Origin of the sequence: uncultured Sphingomonas sp. (genome assembly GCF_937871615.1) — a bacterium.
In the GTDB taxonomy this organism is placed as follows: domain Bacteria; phylum Pseudomonadota; class Alphaproteobacteria; order Sphingomonadales; family Sphingomonadaceae; genus Sphingomonas.
The window spans coordinates 22,780-36,757 of sequence record NZ_CALMPA010000047.1 but is presented as its reverse complement, the minus strand read 5'-3'; the positions used below and the strand labels follow the sequence as shown (position 1 = coordinate 36,757).

Sequence of the window (13,978 nt, the reverse complement as noted above, 5' to 3'; positions counted from 1 at the left end):
GGAAATCTGCGCCTCCCGCTGCCACGCTCGACATAAACTGCGACTGCAAAGAATATGTCATCGACTATCTCGAACGTGCCTTCCCGACCCGTCAGATGCGCGTTTTCACCGACGACACCGGTACGCAGCGATCGGAGCCGATGACGGATGATGCCGGCAATCCCGTCTATAATCCGGAGGCGGAGGCTGCCCGGGCACTGATGATCGAACATCTGTGTTCGCTGCCACCGATCATGTCGGCGCTCGACGGTGTGCTGGAGCATTTCGGGCATGACTGCGTGGCCGAAGTCACCGGCAGGACCAAGCGCCTGATCTCGACCGGCGATGGCCGCCAGAAGCTGGAGACCCGCTCGACCCGCACCAGCCAGGCAGAGGCCGCGGCCTTCATGCAGGGGTTGAAGCGCATCCTCATCTTCTCGGACGCCGGTGGGACGGGCCGATCCTATCACGCGTCAAGGGATGTGCCGAACCAGGAGCAGCGCGTGCACCTGTTGCTCGAGCCGGGCTGGCGCGCCGACCGGGCGATCCAGGGTCTCGGCCGCACCCATCGCACCCATCAGGCGAGCACCCCGCTGTTTCGGCCTGTCACAACGGACTGCAAGGGCGAGCTGCGCTTCACCAGCACGATCGCGCGGCGGCTCGACAGCCTCGGCGCCCTCACGCGGGGCCAGCGTCAAACCGGCGGCCAGAACCTGTTCGATCCGGCCGACAATCTTGAAAGCGAATATGCCTGCGCCGCGCTGGTCACCTGGTTCCATCTTCTTGTCGACGGCAAGCTGACCAGCATCTCGCACGCGGATTTCGAGGACCGAACCGGTCTCGAACTCTGTGACAAGGATGGTGTCATGAAGGACGAGTTGCCGCCCATCCAGCGGTGGCTCAACCGTATCCTCGCGCTTCCGATTGGCTTGCAGAACAGCATTTTCGAGGAATTCCTGTCTTTGGTCGAAACCCGCGTCTCGGCCGCGCGAGAGGCTGGCCGGCTCGATGTCGGGGTCGAGACCATCCTCGTCGATTCCGCCACGTTGATCGACGACACGCTGCTACGAACCGACCCGGTCAGCGGTGCGACATCGCACTTGCTGACCATCGAAATCGCACGGCGGCGCACACCCGTCACCCTGGAGCGCGTGCTACGCATCGCCGAGAGCGACAGCACGGCCGTGTTTCTGATCAATGCCAAGTCCGGGATGGTTGCTCTGCAAACTCGCGCTCGGGCGCTCATGGAGGAGAAGGACGGGACGCCGATCCCGCGCTTCGAACTCACCCGGCCAACCCGGCGCGAATATATTCGCGAACATGAGCTGTTCGAGAGCGCGTGGAAGATCATCGGCCGCGACGCCTTCTGCGAGAACTGGCAGACGGAAGCCGACGAAGCGGCGAACAAGGTCGATACCGAGACGATCCGCCTCGCGACTGGATTGCTCCTGCCGATCTGGTCGGCGTTGCCCAGCGATCATCTTGTGGTCAACCGCATCGCCGACAAGGCGGGCAATAGCTGGCTCGGCAGGCTCGTTTTCGACGAACATGTCGTTCAGCTCTTCACCAAGCTCGGCATTGATCGTGCCGAGAATCTTCCGCCCGCCGACATCATCAAGTCGGCTCATTCCGGTCGCAGCGTCGATATTGGCCGCCCGTTCCCCATGACGATCCGCCGCTCGATGGTGAACCGGCATCATCGCGTCGAGTTGATCGGCGCGCCCTCGGATCAGCTCGCCTGGCTGAAATCCCTGGGGTGCTTCACCGAGGTCATCCAGTACCGCACACGGGTGTTCCTGCCGGTGAACGAGGCCGCGGACATCCTGGGACGCATCCTTGGCGGCCCTGGATGAGCGCGGTTCGTCCTTGGTGAATCGTGCCCCGGGGCCGCTCTTGGGAAAGAGGGAAGGGGGAGCGGGGTGGTGTCCGGGAATTGCCGGACGCCAAGAGGAGTGACCCCGGTGATTCAGACCATCAAACTTGCCAAGCTGCGGCTTTCGCCGATCAACGTCCGCACGGCGCCCGACGAGCAACTGCAGATCGAGCCCATGGCCGCCAGTATCGAGGCCAAGGGCGTCCTTCAGAACCTGCTCGTCACCCCGGCCAAGAAGCCGCGCGGCACCTACGAGGTGTTCGACGGCGGTCGCCGTTGGCGCGCGCTGCGTCTTCTCGCCGAGCGCGGCACGATCTCGGAAGTCGATTTCGACGTCCCCGTCATGGTCCTGACCGGCGACGATGCTGAATTGTCCGAGACCTCCACCGCCACCAATTTCCATCAGCTCAAGATGACGCCTGCGGAGGAATGCCGCGCGTTCCAGCACTTCATCGGCTCGACCGGCGATCTCGATGCGGTCGCCAAGCGTTTCGGTGTGACACGTCGCTTCGTGGAAGGACGGCTCCGCCTGGCTTCCCTCTCGGCGCCGATCTTCGATGCGCTGAGCAAGGGCGAGATCACCCTCGATATCGCCAAGGCCTATGCATCGACCGAAAACCACGACAAGCAGCTCCTCGTCTGGAAAAGCTACCAGAACGGCCACGTCACGGCTGATACCATCCGGCGCGTCATCGCGAACGACACACTCAAGGCCAGCGATCCGATCGCTATCCTCGTTGGCGAGGAGCGGTATCGCGCAGCCGGGGGTAAGGTCGACGGCGATCTCTTCTCCGACGGCAATGATCGTTGGAACAATCCGGAAATCGCGCATCGGCTCGCCGGCGACATCATGGAAGCCGAGGCCCGGCGCATCGGTGAGGAAACGGGCCTCGCCTGGATCAGGCCGATTGCTAGCAATTATGCCCAAAACGCCGCCCATGGCCTGTATCGCGCCATCCTTCAGCCGCCCGCGCTGACGGACGAACAGTCCGCCCGTCTGAGCGAGATCGAGGCGCGCCGCAGCCAGCTCGAAATCGAGATGCAGGACGAGACCATCTCGCAGGAAGCTTACAAGGCGCTCGATCAGGAGGACGATCGGCTGATTGCCGAGGTCCATGCGATCGAACACCGCGCTCCCGTGCTCCCCGATGAATTACGGCCGTATGTGGGCGCGTTTCTGCTCTTGACCCCCCAGGGTGAAATGCGCCTCGATTCCGAATTCTACAGTGAACAGGAGCTCATCATCGAGGAACCCGATGCGGCCGACGACGCTGAGGACGACGAGCAGGGCGAGCCCGACGAGGGCAGTGTGGGCAGGTTCCGCGTCGGCGTGAAGGATGCATCCGAGCCAGCACGCAGACCCGAGGCCGTGGGACCAGGCGGCAAGCCGCTCAGCAATCGGCTCTACGACGAGCTTGCCATACAACGCCGCGACATCCTCGCCTCCTGTCTGCTCGCACAGCCGGCACTCGCGCTCGATTACGCTCTGTTCGTCATGATCGACGCACGCGTCTTTGCCGGTGGCGGTTCGACCGATGAGATCGTCCAATATGGCACGACGATCTGTGCCGATGCGCCTCAGGACCCCGTCTCGACGGACCTGCCCGGCTCCCGGGCGCGCTCATATCTGGCTGAAGCCCATGACGGGCTCGACGCCGGATGGTGCGATCACGATCACGAGATTGATCGGTTCGAAGGCTTTCGCGCGCTCGACGACGACAGCAAGGCACAATGGCTGGCCTACATCGTTGCCATGTCGATCGAGGCAAAGCCGCGCGGTGCCGGTGGCCAGGTAGCCATCCACAATCGGTTGGCCTCGATCCTTGAGATCGACGTTGCGAGCTGGTGGCGCCCGACCGCGGAAAACTTCTTCGATCGGGTCAACAAGGGCAGCATCTTGAGCCTGCTCCACGAGGTCGGCGGCGGCGCACTGACGGCCCGGCACGCCACCCTCAAGAAGACGGAGATCTCCGAGAGCTGCGAGAAGCTCTTCGCCGGCGCCGCCATCGTCGAGCCGGAGACGAAGGAGGCCGTGCTTGCATGGGTGCCTGACGTGATGCGCTTTGGTGCTGCGGAGCCGTGCCCGACCGATCGTCGTGGCGAAGACCCCGATACCCTCGAAATGCCGATTGCGGGCGAGGCCGACGGCGAGCCCATGGCTGACGACACGGTGATCGAGCCGGTCGAAGCCTGACCTGGTGGGGGAGGGGCGATCCACCTCGCGTCACCGCCGATGGTCAGATCGTCCCCGCCCGTGCCCGAACCATCCTCACCTCGCCGGAGCATCAGCTATGTCCGTGAAAGCCCGTCCGAGCCGCGATGTCGCGGCCGAAATCACTGATCTCATCATCCGCAAGCTCGAGGAGGGCGTTCCGCCCTGGACCCGGCCCTGGCGCGTGGCCGGTGCCGGTGGCCGTCCGCTGCGCCATTGCGGCACGCCGTACACGGGCATCAACACGGTCTACCTCTGGGCGATCGCGGACGCGAACGGCTATCGCTCGCGTTTCTGGATGACTTACCGCCAGGCCGAAGCGCTTGGCGGCCATGTCCGCCGCGGCGAGCACGGGTCGCTTTCCGTCTACTACTCGAATTTCAAGAAGACCGAGGCGGACCCCGTAACCGGTGCCGAGAGCGAGCGCAGCATCCGCTTTCTTAGGCACTATCTCGTGTTCAACGCCGATCAGATCGACGGGCTCCCGGCCTATTTCTACCCTGACGCCGAGGCGCTTGCGCCGATCGATCCATCCGCCCGGCAATGCGCCATCGACCAGTTCTTCGACCGGGTGCCGGCCGAGGTTCGTCATGGCGGCGACCGGGCCTTTTTTCACCCGACATTCGACTACATCCAGATGCCACATCGCCGGTCATTCACCACGATGGATCATTACGCATCGGTGAGGGCGCACGAGACCGTGCATTGGTCAGGCGGTAGCTCGCGCCTGGCGCGGACTTTCGGCAAAAGGTTCGGCGATCGAGCCTATAGTTTCGAAGAGCTCGTGGCCGAGATCGGAAGCGGCCTGATCTGCGCCAATCTGGGCCTGCCCAACGAATTGCATGACAATCATGCGAGCTACGTTGCCCATTGGCTCGGCATTTTGCGCGCCGACAAGACCGCGATCATCCACGCCTCCTCCAAGGCCGAACAAGCCTTCAACTACCTGCTCGCCTTCGGCGACGGCAGCGGGATCGAGGCACCGACCGAGGCCGTGGCGCCAATCCCGCAGGCGGCATGAGCTGTCGCGATCCTATCTTCCCTCGACACCACAGGAGACACCGATGGGCTGGCTCACCATGTCCCGCTACCACATGGGCGGTCACAAGACCGCCAAGGACTATCTGGACGCGCAGTTCACCTACAGCCGTGAGGCGGACGGGACCATCAAGGGCCTGAAGGTACTCGCCTCGTCCTGCCCACAGAACCGCACCTATTATGCCGCGGCTCAGGTGATGGTCGACGGCATCGGCAAAGAGGTCTTTGCCATCGTCTGCAAGGTGATGTGGAATCCGAAAAGCAAATCGGGCGAGCACTTCGGCTACAAGGATATGGACGAATCCGTCGGACCCTGTGAGGATAGCTGCCCGGGCCACATCCTCGATCTTCTCACGCCGACGGACCGAGAGCACGCCCTGGACTGGCGCGCCCGGTGCCGCGCCAATCTTGCCCGCCGAGCGCGCAGGATCGAGGACGGCGACCGGATCAAGCTAGCCCAGGCCCTGACCTTCTCCGATGGCCATGTGGGCGACGAATTTATCGTCGTGAAGCGCGGCCGCCGCCTGAGCTTCCGCGATCCCGAGACCCGCTGCGGCTATGCGATCAGCCGGTTCATGGAGCGCGAATGGGCGATTGTCCCCGTGACCAAAGTTCACAAGACGATCTTTGCATGAGTGCATCAGCCAGTATCATTCCCGCAGCAGGGAGGAGCCATCATGTTCGCCGCGTGTCTTAAACTGTCGCCCAAGCGCCTCCAGCTCTGCAGCCGCGAGAACGCCAATCGCGTCGCCGGCCGCCTGTTCGACGATCGACCGGGCCGTGTGTCGATCGTCCGGACTGGAGACCCGCTGCAACCTTTCCGGGTCTGCACCGCGCCGACGGCCGATGATCACGTCGAGGTGGAGATGACATTTTGATCCGGGCTGCGACGACCATCGCGCTCATCAGCGGCGCGCTTCTTTCGTCGGCCGCATGGTCGCAGACATTCGACGCCAAGGCCCGAGCGATCGATGGGGATACGGTGGCGGTCGACCTTCGCCTGCTCGGCGTCGATGCCTTCGAGCGGGGGCAGCTTTGTCAGCGCGAGTCTGGTTGCTGGCAGTGCGGCAAGGCGGCGCAGGATTTCGCGGCCAATGCCCTTCGTTCCAAGGCCGCGACGATCCGGCTCATGCCCTCGTCCTCCTATGGACGGCCCGTGGCGGTCGTGACGGTCGATGGTGAGGACCTGGGAGTACGTCTCATCCGCGCGGGCCTCGCGACCCCGCAGGCGAGCTTTCTCCGGGACGATCCAGCGCGGCTGCGCGCCTACAATATGGCGTTTGCTTCGGCCAGGAGCCAAAGGGTAGGGGCCTTCGCCGGGGTCTGGCTTGAGCCCTCGCGCTGGCGGCACGGCGACCGCTTGAGCTGCGAGCGGTGACAGGTCAGGCCGACAAAGTCGGGTCGGCCCACCACGAAGGCCCTTGCTCGAAGTTCCCGTCCATCCTGACCAGCGGCCCGTCAGGCGCGTCGGCCACATAGGGGTTCGCCAGCGGCATCACCGTCGCCTTCAGACGCTTCTGCTCACCAGCAACACGTCCGCGCCGCTCCAGCAGATCCTCCAGCCATTCGAGATCGTCGAGCATGGACACCACGCCGCGGCCCGCGAGGCAGAAATAGACGCAGCGCTGGAAATCATCGGCACCATCATTGCCGAGGATCTCCGCCAGCTTCAGCTTGCCCGCCGGGACGCCTTCATGCACCCAGCTCACCGCCTCGCGCAGCTCGCGCACCGAATAATAGGCGTCCTCAACATGGATGCCGATCGCCGCGTTGGCGATCATCCGCCGGGTCGGCCGGTGCTCCATGTCCAGCGCCGCATCCCGCAACGTGATGTCGAGGTCGAACAGGTGTCGGAAGCTGGGCGTCGTCATGGCAAATCTCCTACTCACTAGAACGTAACGTGAACATGCGCGACCGTCAATTGTCGTCGTGCTGTCGGTTGCGAGCGGAGCATGCATCATGCCCATCAACGTCATCGTCGGCCTGCCGCATCTCAATGAGGGACCAATCCTGCAGCGCGCACGCACGCTGGGTCGGACTGCGCTGATCTCGGTGAACGCTCTTTCGCGCTGGTCCGAAAAGCGGGGCTGGCGCGAGTGGGCGGGTTGGCGCCTTGGTCAGCTTCACAACGCACGGGGCTTGCCCGGCCTCTGCCTGGATTCCGCCGGCTTTGTCGCGGCGGCCCGCTATGGCGGCTTCCCCTGGTCACTGGCGGACTATGTATCGCTGGCGGCGGCCTATCCCTTTCATTGGTGGGCGAGCGCCGATTATTGCGTCGAGGCCGAAATCGCCCACGATCGCGATGCTGTGATCGACCGCCTGGCGCGGACCATCCGCGCAAACCGCGATTGTCGCACCTTGGGGGAGGATGCCGGCATCGCGGACAGGTTGATGCCGGTGATCCAGGGCCGGCGACCGTCCGACTATGAACGTTGCATCGATGCGCTCTGGGGCTCCATCCGCCCCGGGGCGCTGATCGGTATCGGCAGCATGTGCCGGCGCGATATCCACGGACCGGAAGGCCTGATTGCGGTCATCGATCACCTCGATCAAATCCTGCCTCGCGGTGTGCGTCTTCACGCATTTGGCGTCAAAGGCACAGCGCTGCCCTATCTCCTGCCTTTCTCGCACCGGATCACCTCGATCGACAGCCAGGCCTATGGCGTCGGAGCCCGGCGGGAGGCTTTGAGGACTGGCATCTCCAAAACGGATCGCATGGTGGCCGATCACATGGAGAAATGGCTGGCCGGTCAGCGCAACCGGCTTGCCGGGCGGCCACGACGCCTTCCGCAGCAACGGCCTGCGGTCGCAGAGCCTCTGCCGATCGACCCCTGGGAGGCCGCGATCGCACAGGCCCGTATCGAAATCCGCGAGCTCATCGAGTCCGGCGATCTCGATCATGACGAGGTGTTCGAGCCGTGGATCGAGCAATGGGCGGCCGACATCTTCCATGGCGAGACGGCCCAGCGGTGAAAGGGGAGGGGGGATGGGAGGGTGAGCATCAGGCTCATCGAAAGTGTGCATGTCGCGGGCAAGCGCGTGCGCCGCCATTCCCATCAGGAGAACTGCCTTGACCGCACCGCACCCTGCAGGGACCGCCATGGTCCCGCTCGCCCGGATCGCCGTTGGTTATAATCCGCGCCGCTATTTCGACCGGAAGAAACATGACGAACTCGTCGCTTCCCTGCGTTTGCGGGGCATGTTGCAGCCGATGCTGGTGCGGCCCGCCGCCGACCTGCCGGAGCATTTCACGATCGTCGCAGGCGGTCGCCGCTACCGGGCGGCAATGGAGGCATTCGGCGACAACGGCGAGGTGCCGGTCCTCATACGGGAGATGACCGACCAGGAGGCGCTCGACGCGGCGATTGCCGAAAACGATGATCGAGACGACCCTTCCGAGACCGAGCAGGCGGACGCGGCCGTCCGCTATCTCGCGGCGTGCCAAGGCGACCGAGCCGAAACTGCCCGGCGGCTTGGCTGGTCTCGCGCGAAGCTCGATCGCCGCCTCGCCCTCGCAGACCTTTCCGAGACCGTCAAAACCGCGCTCGACGAGCGCCGGATCAAGGTCGGACACGCCGAGCTGCTCGCCGCCGTCCCCGCCGACAAGCAGGACAAGGCGCTCGAGACGATCATCGCCGCCGGCCTGGATATCGCCAAGACCCGCGATCTTCTTATGAAGGTCACGCAGCGCCTCGCCGATGCCATTTTCGACAAGACGGAATGCACCACCTGTCCGTTCAATTCGGGCACACAACGTGCCTTGTTCGACACCCATGTCGACGATGGACACTGCACCAACGCCACCTGCTTTCAGCTCAAGACCGAGGCCGTCGAAGCCGCACGCCGTGAAGCGGAGGCGGCGGCCGAGGCCGAGGATGCCGCTGCAGCGATCGAGCCCGATGATGACGATCCCGCTGAGGATGGCGACGAAAACGAGGATGATGGCGAGATCGGCGGTCTGATCGATGACGCGGCGCCTTCCGCGCCTCTGGTCGGTCGCGGAACCGTCGTGCGCAAGGTTTCCACCAGCACCGGCCCCAGCATCACCGCAAAGTCCATCGCAAGCCGCACGGCCGACCTGCGGGAGGCGACGTGGCGAACGGCACTCGCCCGCGGGCTGGCTGACGATCCATCAAACGCCCAGGCGGCGATCCTCGTGGCAGCGCTGACCGGCACGCTTTCGCACATCAAGGCAGGGACCTTGACCTCGCGCGCTGCGCTGCTGGTCGACGCAGCGTTCCCCGATCGCGGCTTCAAGGAAAAGATCGCGGAGATCCGCGAGCTGTCCGAGGGCCAGGCCACGACGGTGCTCGCTGCAATCGGGGCCGCATATGCCCGGGACGTCCAGTCGTTTACCCACGTCGCTGATCTTTCGAGCGCCTTCGGTATCGACATCCGGACGGTCTGGCAGGTCGATCGCGCATTCCTCGAACGCTACACGAAGGACGAGCTGAAGTTCATCGCCGGCGAGTGCGGCCTTGTGGCGCATACGGGGGAGAAAGCCTTCGCCAAGCTGCTCGGCGCCAAGAAGGGCGACCTCATCACGGGCATGTTGAACGCGGTCGGGTTCGACTGGGCTGGCCGAGTGCCGAGCGCGATGACCCTCGATGGCCGCTATTCGCCGCCCCAGCCCCTTACGCCTGCGAAGACCCAGGAGGTGGTGGCCGATCTGGCTGCCTGAGCCCACCCCGCTTTCCAATCAAGGAATCACCAAAATGCTGATCACAAATCTCCTGCCCTTGCTGGGCAGCTATTCGCTCGCCTTCGACCTGGTCGCCGGCGCCGACGGCGTTGTCACCCTCATCATCATTCCCCGTGTAGCCGAGGGCAAATCGCAAAAGGCCGAGGCCGGCGAGCTGCACCCGATCTCTATCATCGCGACCGCCGCCGAGATCGACGCCGAACTTGCAAAGGGCGCTGAAGGTGCGCTCGGCGGACTGATAGCCACGCGCAAGACGCTGGCCGACCAGATCGCCACCCAGCGGGACGCGGCCGAGGCCGTCCGCGCTGCCTCCGCCGAGGCCGCGAAGGCAAAAGCAGCATCGCCGTCTCCCAAACCGGCGGTCGCCACCAGCGCTCCGGCAGCGCCAGCGCCGGGAGCCCTGCCGGCCGACGCAAAATCGGAGGAGCCGGCCAGTCTCTGGTGATCGGAAGCAGCCGACACCCCTTTGCAATTCCAACGAGGACATTCCGATGCAGATCGACCATCTTGCCCGCGTCTACCGCTATGACGGTATCGACCTCCCGCAGCCGCCCCATCTTGCCAATGACCCGCAGGGGCTGCGCGCTTACCACGCCACCCTCTACCCGGCGATCCTCAATGCCGACCTGGTCGATGCCGGGGTTACGGGCGGTGTCCACGTCACCGAATATCGCCGAGCTATCGGCACGAAGGGCTGACGTGGCGCGCCCTCAATCGGCGGCCATCCCCGCCGCACCGCGCAAGACGCTCCTCGAATGGATCGAGAATGATCATGGCGACACTCCCGGACTTTCCCGCCCATCCTGCAGCAAACAGGCCCAGGCCCTCCATGCGCAGATCGTCCTTTGCGCGGGCGCGCAAGAGGACGGTCCCGCCGATCCCATCCCTCCGCCCACCGGACTGCGCCTCCCTCCGCTCGGCTGATCTGGCTGGGCGGTCCGTCGGCCTATCGCCCGATATTCCCGTGATCTTCGATCGACCGCTGGTCGCGCATCACAAGCTGGTGGGCAGCTGGGTCGCATCACAGGAGGGGGCGATCACCTGTCTAACGCGCCCCGAGGCCCGGCGTCACATCGAACAGGTCTTCACGGCGAAGGTTCTGGAGATCCTGCGAAGCTGTCCGATCGCGGACCTGCGCGTCGTCCTCCTCAACGGCGAATCCTGCGGCGCGCCGGCGATCGCCATCGTCTGCGACAGCATCGGGCAACTGGATCTTGGATGGATCGAAGACAGCAACCGGCCCATCCCATGGCGCGCGGCCGCCTACCGGGCGCTTGAGCGAACGCTCGGAAGTGTTCTCCCGGTCTTCTGCTACGACGACCTCTTTGACAATATCTCGATGTATTATTGGGATGGCGAAACCGAGGATGACGCCGCCCGCGAAGCCCTCATGGCACTTCACGGGGCTGACGATAGCGAAATCGAGGCCCAGATCATGCCGTCCGCCATGAACGCCAAGCGACCGGACTGGATGCTTGCGGCGCAGGCGGCGCCCCTGTCGAAGCTACCAACTGCCCTTCGCCGGGCCTTGCGCGAACTGCGAGACGCCCACGCAGCCCTCTCCAACCTGCCGAACGAAGATCATGCCTGGCACCTCGAGATGGACGTTCTCTACGAATATGTCCCCGGCATCGAGGAGTGCTCGCCTCTCCCGCCGCTAACCCTCGTTCCTGTCGAGCAGTTCGGGGTCGAGGTCGACGACGTCGGCCGCCACGGCATGGAGTACGGCTTCATGGACGTGACAGGCCTCTGCCCGATGACGCAGGCCGTGGCGATCGACGCCTGGCTTGCCTCCCTCGCGGTTGGCGCGCGGCTGCTCCGGGCCGCCAAGCACCTCATCGAACTTTATCCCCCCGAATAACGAGGCCGACATGACCGACCATAGCGTGCAGTTCGAGCGAACCGCAGGCGGCATGGTGCTGACCAACGCCATCCTGCTCTACAGAAGCGACGGGGCCCGCGGGCTCGGCTCCCATCTTACCCCTGGTGAAGATGCCGAGGCATTCGCCAGCATCCACCAGATCGATCATGACGCCACCGGCGCGCCGACCATCGCCGCCGGCACTCCTCTGACCAGGGCACATTTGCGGCATTGGTCGCAGTCTCTCGGCCGAGTAGCTCCGCCTCGAATTCTCCCCGAGACAGTGCTGGTCGCCCATCCCGATCTGCTTGTCTGGTGGGTTCCCGCCCAGGTGCGGCCAGCGTATTTCAATCTCTCGACCACGCCGACGGGCCTGCGGGCGCTCGCTGGCCGCACCGTTGTTCCGGTCGCCTATCCGGCACACGTCCTTGTCGCTTCGCGGCGCCGGCTCGGCGTCTACGCGCTTGGGTGCAGTGAACGGCCCACGGCCGAGACTGTCCTTCTTCATTCGCCCATCCTCAACGTCTTCCTCAATGGCTCGCTCTGCTGGGGCAATATCCCGAGGCCGACTTCGCTTGAGGTGGCGGCCATTCCCGAATTCGAGCGCGCGCTGTTCGACTCATGGTCGACGCATCCGAATCCGGGTCAGGAGCTGACGGTCACGGGGAAGGGCGGTCTCGTGCGTCTCTGGGACAATCTCGCGGCAACCGGTGCAACACGCTTTCCGGTCAAACGCCTGAAGCCATTCCTCGGCGATCGTCGTCAGACAGCACCACGAGGCGGCCTCAAGGCCGAGCCGGTGACGCTCGGCGACCTCATCTATGGAAAGGCCCGTCGATGACAGCCCTCGCCGAAGATCCAACCGCCGCAGCCATCCTTGAGGCCGCGCCATGTTATCCGGTGCCCCCCAATGGCCGATCCCCCGCGATTGACGCGGTTCGCGGCGCCCGTGTCGGCAATTGCCTCGCCGTCGGACGTGACGGCGTCTGCCTGATTCTGCGCCGGGCCTGGCTCTCGCTGGACCTGCCACTGACCCCGCCCATTCCAGCCTATCTGCCCTACGGAAGCATTGGCACCGGGCGCGCGGACTTACGCTGCGGCTTGATACCGGCGGAGCTGTTTCAACAAATTCTCGAGCATTTCCGGGACGCCCTGCCGAACGAGGCCGCGGCCTTCATCGTCTGGAATGAAGACGATCGGCAGTTCGCGCTGGATTTTCCCCAGATCGACCGCGCGACGCCGTCGCACCTGACCTACCGCACACCCGTCCTGCCGCCGCATCACCATATCGTCTGCGACATTCACAGCCATGGCCATGGTCCGGCCTTCTTCAGCGCGACCGACGATGCTGACGACGCGCACGCGACCAAGATTTCTTTGGTGGTCGGCCGTCTCGGTCATGCGGGCGGTCCGGCAATTGCCTCCCGGCTGTGCGCCGGCGGGATGTTCCTGCCGCTTCCGCGCAGCCCCTTTTCAGGAGACTATCATGACCTCTGATATGCCCGCCCGTCACTTTCTGCCGGCGGCCCTTGGCAACCGCGCGATCAAGGTTGTGCTCGTCGGCTGCGGCGGAAACGGTGCGCAGATACTGATGGGGCTCGCCTCGCTGGACACGGCGCTGCGCGCCATCTCCACCCGCTCGCTCGACGTGACCGTCGTCGACGATGATACCGTCAACGAAGCCAATCTTGGCCGACAGCCTTTCTATCGATGCGACATTGGCAGTTCGAAGGCCCGCACCCTGACCGAGCGGATCAATCTCGCGCACGGCCTCGACTGGACGGCGCTGCACGGTCGTGCCCCCGAGGCCGTCAAGCTCGACGGCGCCGATCTCATCATCACCTGCGTCGACACCGCATCCGCACGTCGCAGCATAGGCACGGCGCTCGCCGCGGCGCGAAACGCGCCGACCTATTGGATGGATCTCGGCAATCGGGCGGGCGACGGGCAGTTCCTTCTCGGCTGCCCGAACCGCGAGACCGAAGCCGATCAGCCATCCCTGCCCACCGTCCTCGAATATTTCCCCGAGATCGCGGACGAGACCTTGCCGGATGACGATGCTCCGTCGTGCTCGGTCGCCGAGGCCCTGGAGCGCCAGTCGCTCTTCGTGAACAGGGTGGTGGCGAGCCACGCCCTGGCTCTTCTCTTTGACCTTCTTGGTCGAGGATCGATCGGTCATGCCGGCGCCTTCATCAACATCGCCACCGGACAGAGCGTTCCCATTCCGCTGCCGATCACCACCTGAAGGGAAGCGCCGCCCCGAGGCCGCCCACGGGAGAAAGGGGAGGGGGGAAGGGCCGTTTGAGCGGATTT

At 64.7% G+C, this 13,978-nt stretch carries 14 protein-coding genes and 1 pseudogene; 14 read left to right on the top strand and 1 reads right to left on the bottom strand.

Features of this window, described 5'->3' with window-relative positions:
- Positions 1–20: 20 nt before the first annotated feature.
- The 6 genes and pseudogenes from Q0316_RS15130 to Q0316_RS15105 all read left to right on the top strand — a co-directional run.
- Positions 21–1,832: pseudogene (locus Q0316_RS15130) on the top strand (strawberry notch C-terminal domain-containing protein); the annotation flags it as partial.
- A 108-nt stretch (positions 1,833–1,940) separates the two neighbouring features.
- Positions 1,941–4,046, top strand: a complete 2,106-nt coding sequence (locus tag Q0316_RS15125; protein WP_298674081.1) for a ParB/RepB/Spo0J family partition protein — start codon at positions 1,941–1,943, stop codon at positions 4,044–4,046.
- Positions 4,047–4,143: 97 nt separating this feature from the next.
- Positions 4,144–5,085, top strand: a complete 942-nt coding sequence (locus tag Q0316_RS15120; protein WP_298674080.1) for a zincin-like metallopeptidase domain-containing protein — start codon at positions 4,144–4,146, stop codon at positions 5,083–5,085.
- Positions 5,086–5,128: 43 nt separating this feature from the next.
- Positions 5,129–5,737, top strand: a complete 609-nt coding sequence (locus tag Q0316_RS15115; protein WP_298674078.1) for a hypothetical protein — start codon at positions 5,129–5,131, stop codon at positions 5,735–5,737.
- 42 nt (positions 5,738–5,779) lie between these two features.
- Complete coding sequence (locus Q0316_RS15110; RefSeq protein WP_298674077.1) at positions 5,780–5,980, top strand: hypothetical protein; 201 nt, start codon at positions 5,780–5,782, stop codon at positions 5,978–5,980.
- The gene (locus Q0316_RS15105; RefSeq protein WP_298674085.1) at positions 5,980–6,480 is read left to right on the top strand and encodes a thermonuclease family protein; all 501 of its coding nucleotides are present in this window, start codon (positions 5,980–5,982) and stop codon (positions 6,478–6,480) included. The genes Q0316_RS15110 and Q0316_RS15105 overlap by 1 nt, the downstream gene beginning before the upstream one ends.
- A gap of 4 nt (positions 6,481–6,484) precedes the next feature.
- Here Q0316_RS15105 and Q0316_RS15100 read toward each other — a convergent pair whose 3' ends face one another.
- Positions 6,485–6,973, bottom strand: a complete 489-nt coding sequence (locus tag Q0316_RS15100; protein WP_298674075.1) for a hypothetical protein — start codon at positions 6,971–6,973, stop codon at positions 6,485–6,487.
- Positions 6,974–7,061: 88 nt separating this feature from the next.
- Here Q0316_RS15100 and Q0316_RS15095 point away from each other — a divergent pair, with 88 nt between their 5' ends.
- From Q0316_RS15095 to Q0316_RS15060, 8 genes are all read left to right on the top strand, one after another.
- Entirely contained in the window at positions 7,062–8,075 is a 1,014-nt protein-coding gene (locus Q0316_RS15095) for a hypothetical protein (RefSeq protein ID WP_298674073.1), read from the top strand.
- 127 nt (positions 8,076–8,202) lie between these two features.
- Positions 8,203–9,783, top strand: coding sequence for a PRTRC system ParB family protein (locus tag Q0316_RS15090; RefSeq protein ID WP_298674083.1), 1,581 nt, complete (start codon positions 8,203–8,205; stop codon positions 9,781–9,783).
- Positions 9,784–9,817: 34 nt separating this feature from the next.
- The gene (locus tag Q0316_RS15085; RefSeq protein ID WP_298674071.1) at positions 9,818–10,249 is read left to right on the top strand and encodes a PRTRC system protein E; all 432 of its coding nucleotides are present in this window, start codon (positions 9,818–9,820) and stop codon (positions 10,247–10,249) included.
- 46 nt (positions 10,250–10,295) lie between these two features.
- The gene (locus tag Q0316_RS15080; protein ID WP_298674069.1) at positions 10,296–10,502 is read left to right on the top strand and encodes a PRTRC system protein C; all 207 of its coding nucleotides are present in this window, start codon (positions 10,296–10,298) and stop codon (positions 10,500–10,502) included.
- Between the two features lie 266 nt (positions 10,503–10,768).
- On the top strand, positions 10,769–11,665 hold the full coding sequence (locus tag Q0316_RS15075) for a hypothetical protein (RefSeq protein ID WP_298674066.1): 897 nt from the start codon (positions 10,769–10,771) through the stop codon (positions 11,663–11,665).
- Between the two features lie 10 nt (positions 11,666–11,675).
- The gene (locus Q0316_RS15070) at positions 11,676–12,506 is read left to right on the top strand and encodes a PRTRC system protein B (RefSeq protein ID WP_298674063.1); all 831 of its coding nucleotides are present in this window, start codon (positions 11,676–11,678) and stop codon (positions 12,504–12,506) included.
- Positions 12,503–13,162, top strand: a complete 660-nt coding sequence (locus Q0316_RS15065) for a PRTRC system protein A (protein ID WP_298674060.1) — start codon at positions 12,503–12,505, stop codon at positions 13,160–13,162. Before Q0316_RS15070 ends, Q0316_RS15065 begins: the two co-directional genes overlap by 4 nt.
- Positions 13,152–13,910, top strand: coding sequence for a PRTRC system ThiF family protein (locus Q0316_RS15060; protein ID WP_298674058.1), 759 nt, complete (start codon positions 13,152–13,154; stop codon positions 13,908–13,910). Before Q0316_RS15065 ends, Q0316_RS15060 begins: the two co-directional genes overlap by 11 nt.
- The last annotated feature ends 68 nt before the right edge of the window (positions 13,911–13,978 follow it).

What these genes read in the sequence shown, in the direction of transcription:
- Q0316_RS15095 (WP_298674073.1), top strand. Translation starts at nt 7,062, where the DNA reads ATGCCCATCAACGTCATCGTCGGCCTGCCGCATCTCAATGAGGGACCA.
- Q0316_RS15080 (WP_298674069.1), top strand. Translation starts at nt 10,296, where the DNA reads ATGCAGATCGACCATCTTGCCCGCGTCTACCGCTATGACGGTATCGAC.
- Q0316_RS15085 (WP_298674071.1), top strand. Translation starts at nt 9,818, where the DNA reads ATGCTGATCACAAATCTCCTGCCCTTGCTGGGCAGCTATTCGCTCGCC.
- Q0316_RS15090 (WP_298674083.1), top strand. Translation starts at nt 8,203, where the DNA reads ATGGTCCCGCTCGCCCGGATCGCCGTTGGTTATAATCCGCGCCGCTAT.
- Q0316_RS15065 (WP_298674060.1), top strand. Translation starts at nt 12,503, where the DNA reads ATGACAGCCCTCGCCGAAGATCCAACCGCCGCAGCCATCCTTGAGGCC.
- Q0316_RS15115 (WP_298674078.1), top strand. Translation starts at nt 5,129, where the DNA reads ATGGGCTGGCTCACCATGTCCCGCTACCACATGGGCGGTCACAAGACC.
- Q0316_RS15070 (WP_298674063.1), top strand. Translation starts at nt 11,676, where the DNA reads ATGACCGACCATAGCGTGCAGTTCGAGCGAACCGCAGGCGGCATGGTG.
- Q0316_RS15120 (WP_298674080.1), top strand. Translation starts at nt 4,144, where the DNA reads ATGTCCGTGAAAGCCCGTCCGAGCCGCGATGTCGCGGCCGAAATCACT.
- Q0316_RS15110 (WP_298674077.1), top strand. Translation starts at nt 5,780, where the DNA reads ATGTTCGCCGCGTGTCTTAAACTGTCGCCCAAGCGCCTCCAGCTCTGC.
- Q0316_RS15100 (WP_298674075.1), bottom strand. Translation starts at nt 6,973, where the DNA reads ATGACGACGCCCAGCTTCCGACACCTGTTCGACCTCGACATCACGTTG.
- Q0316_RS15060 (WP_298674058.1), top strand. Translation starts at nt 13,152, where the DNA reads ATGACCTCTGATATGCCCGCCCGTCACTTTCTGCCGGCGGCCCTTGGC.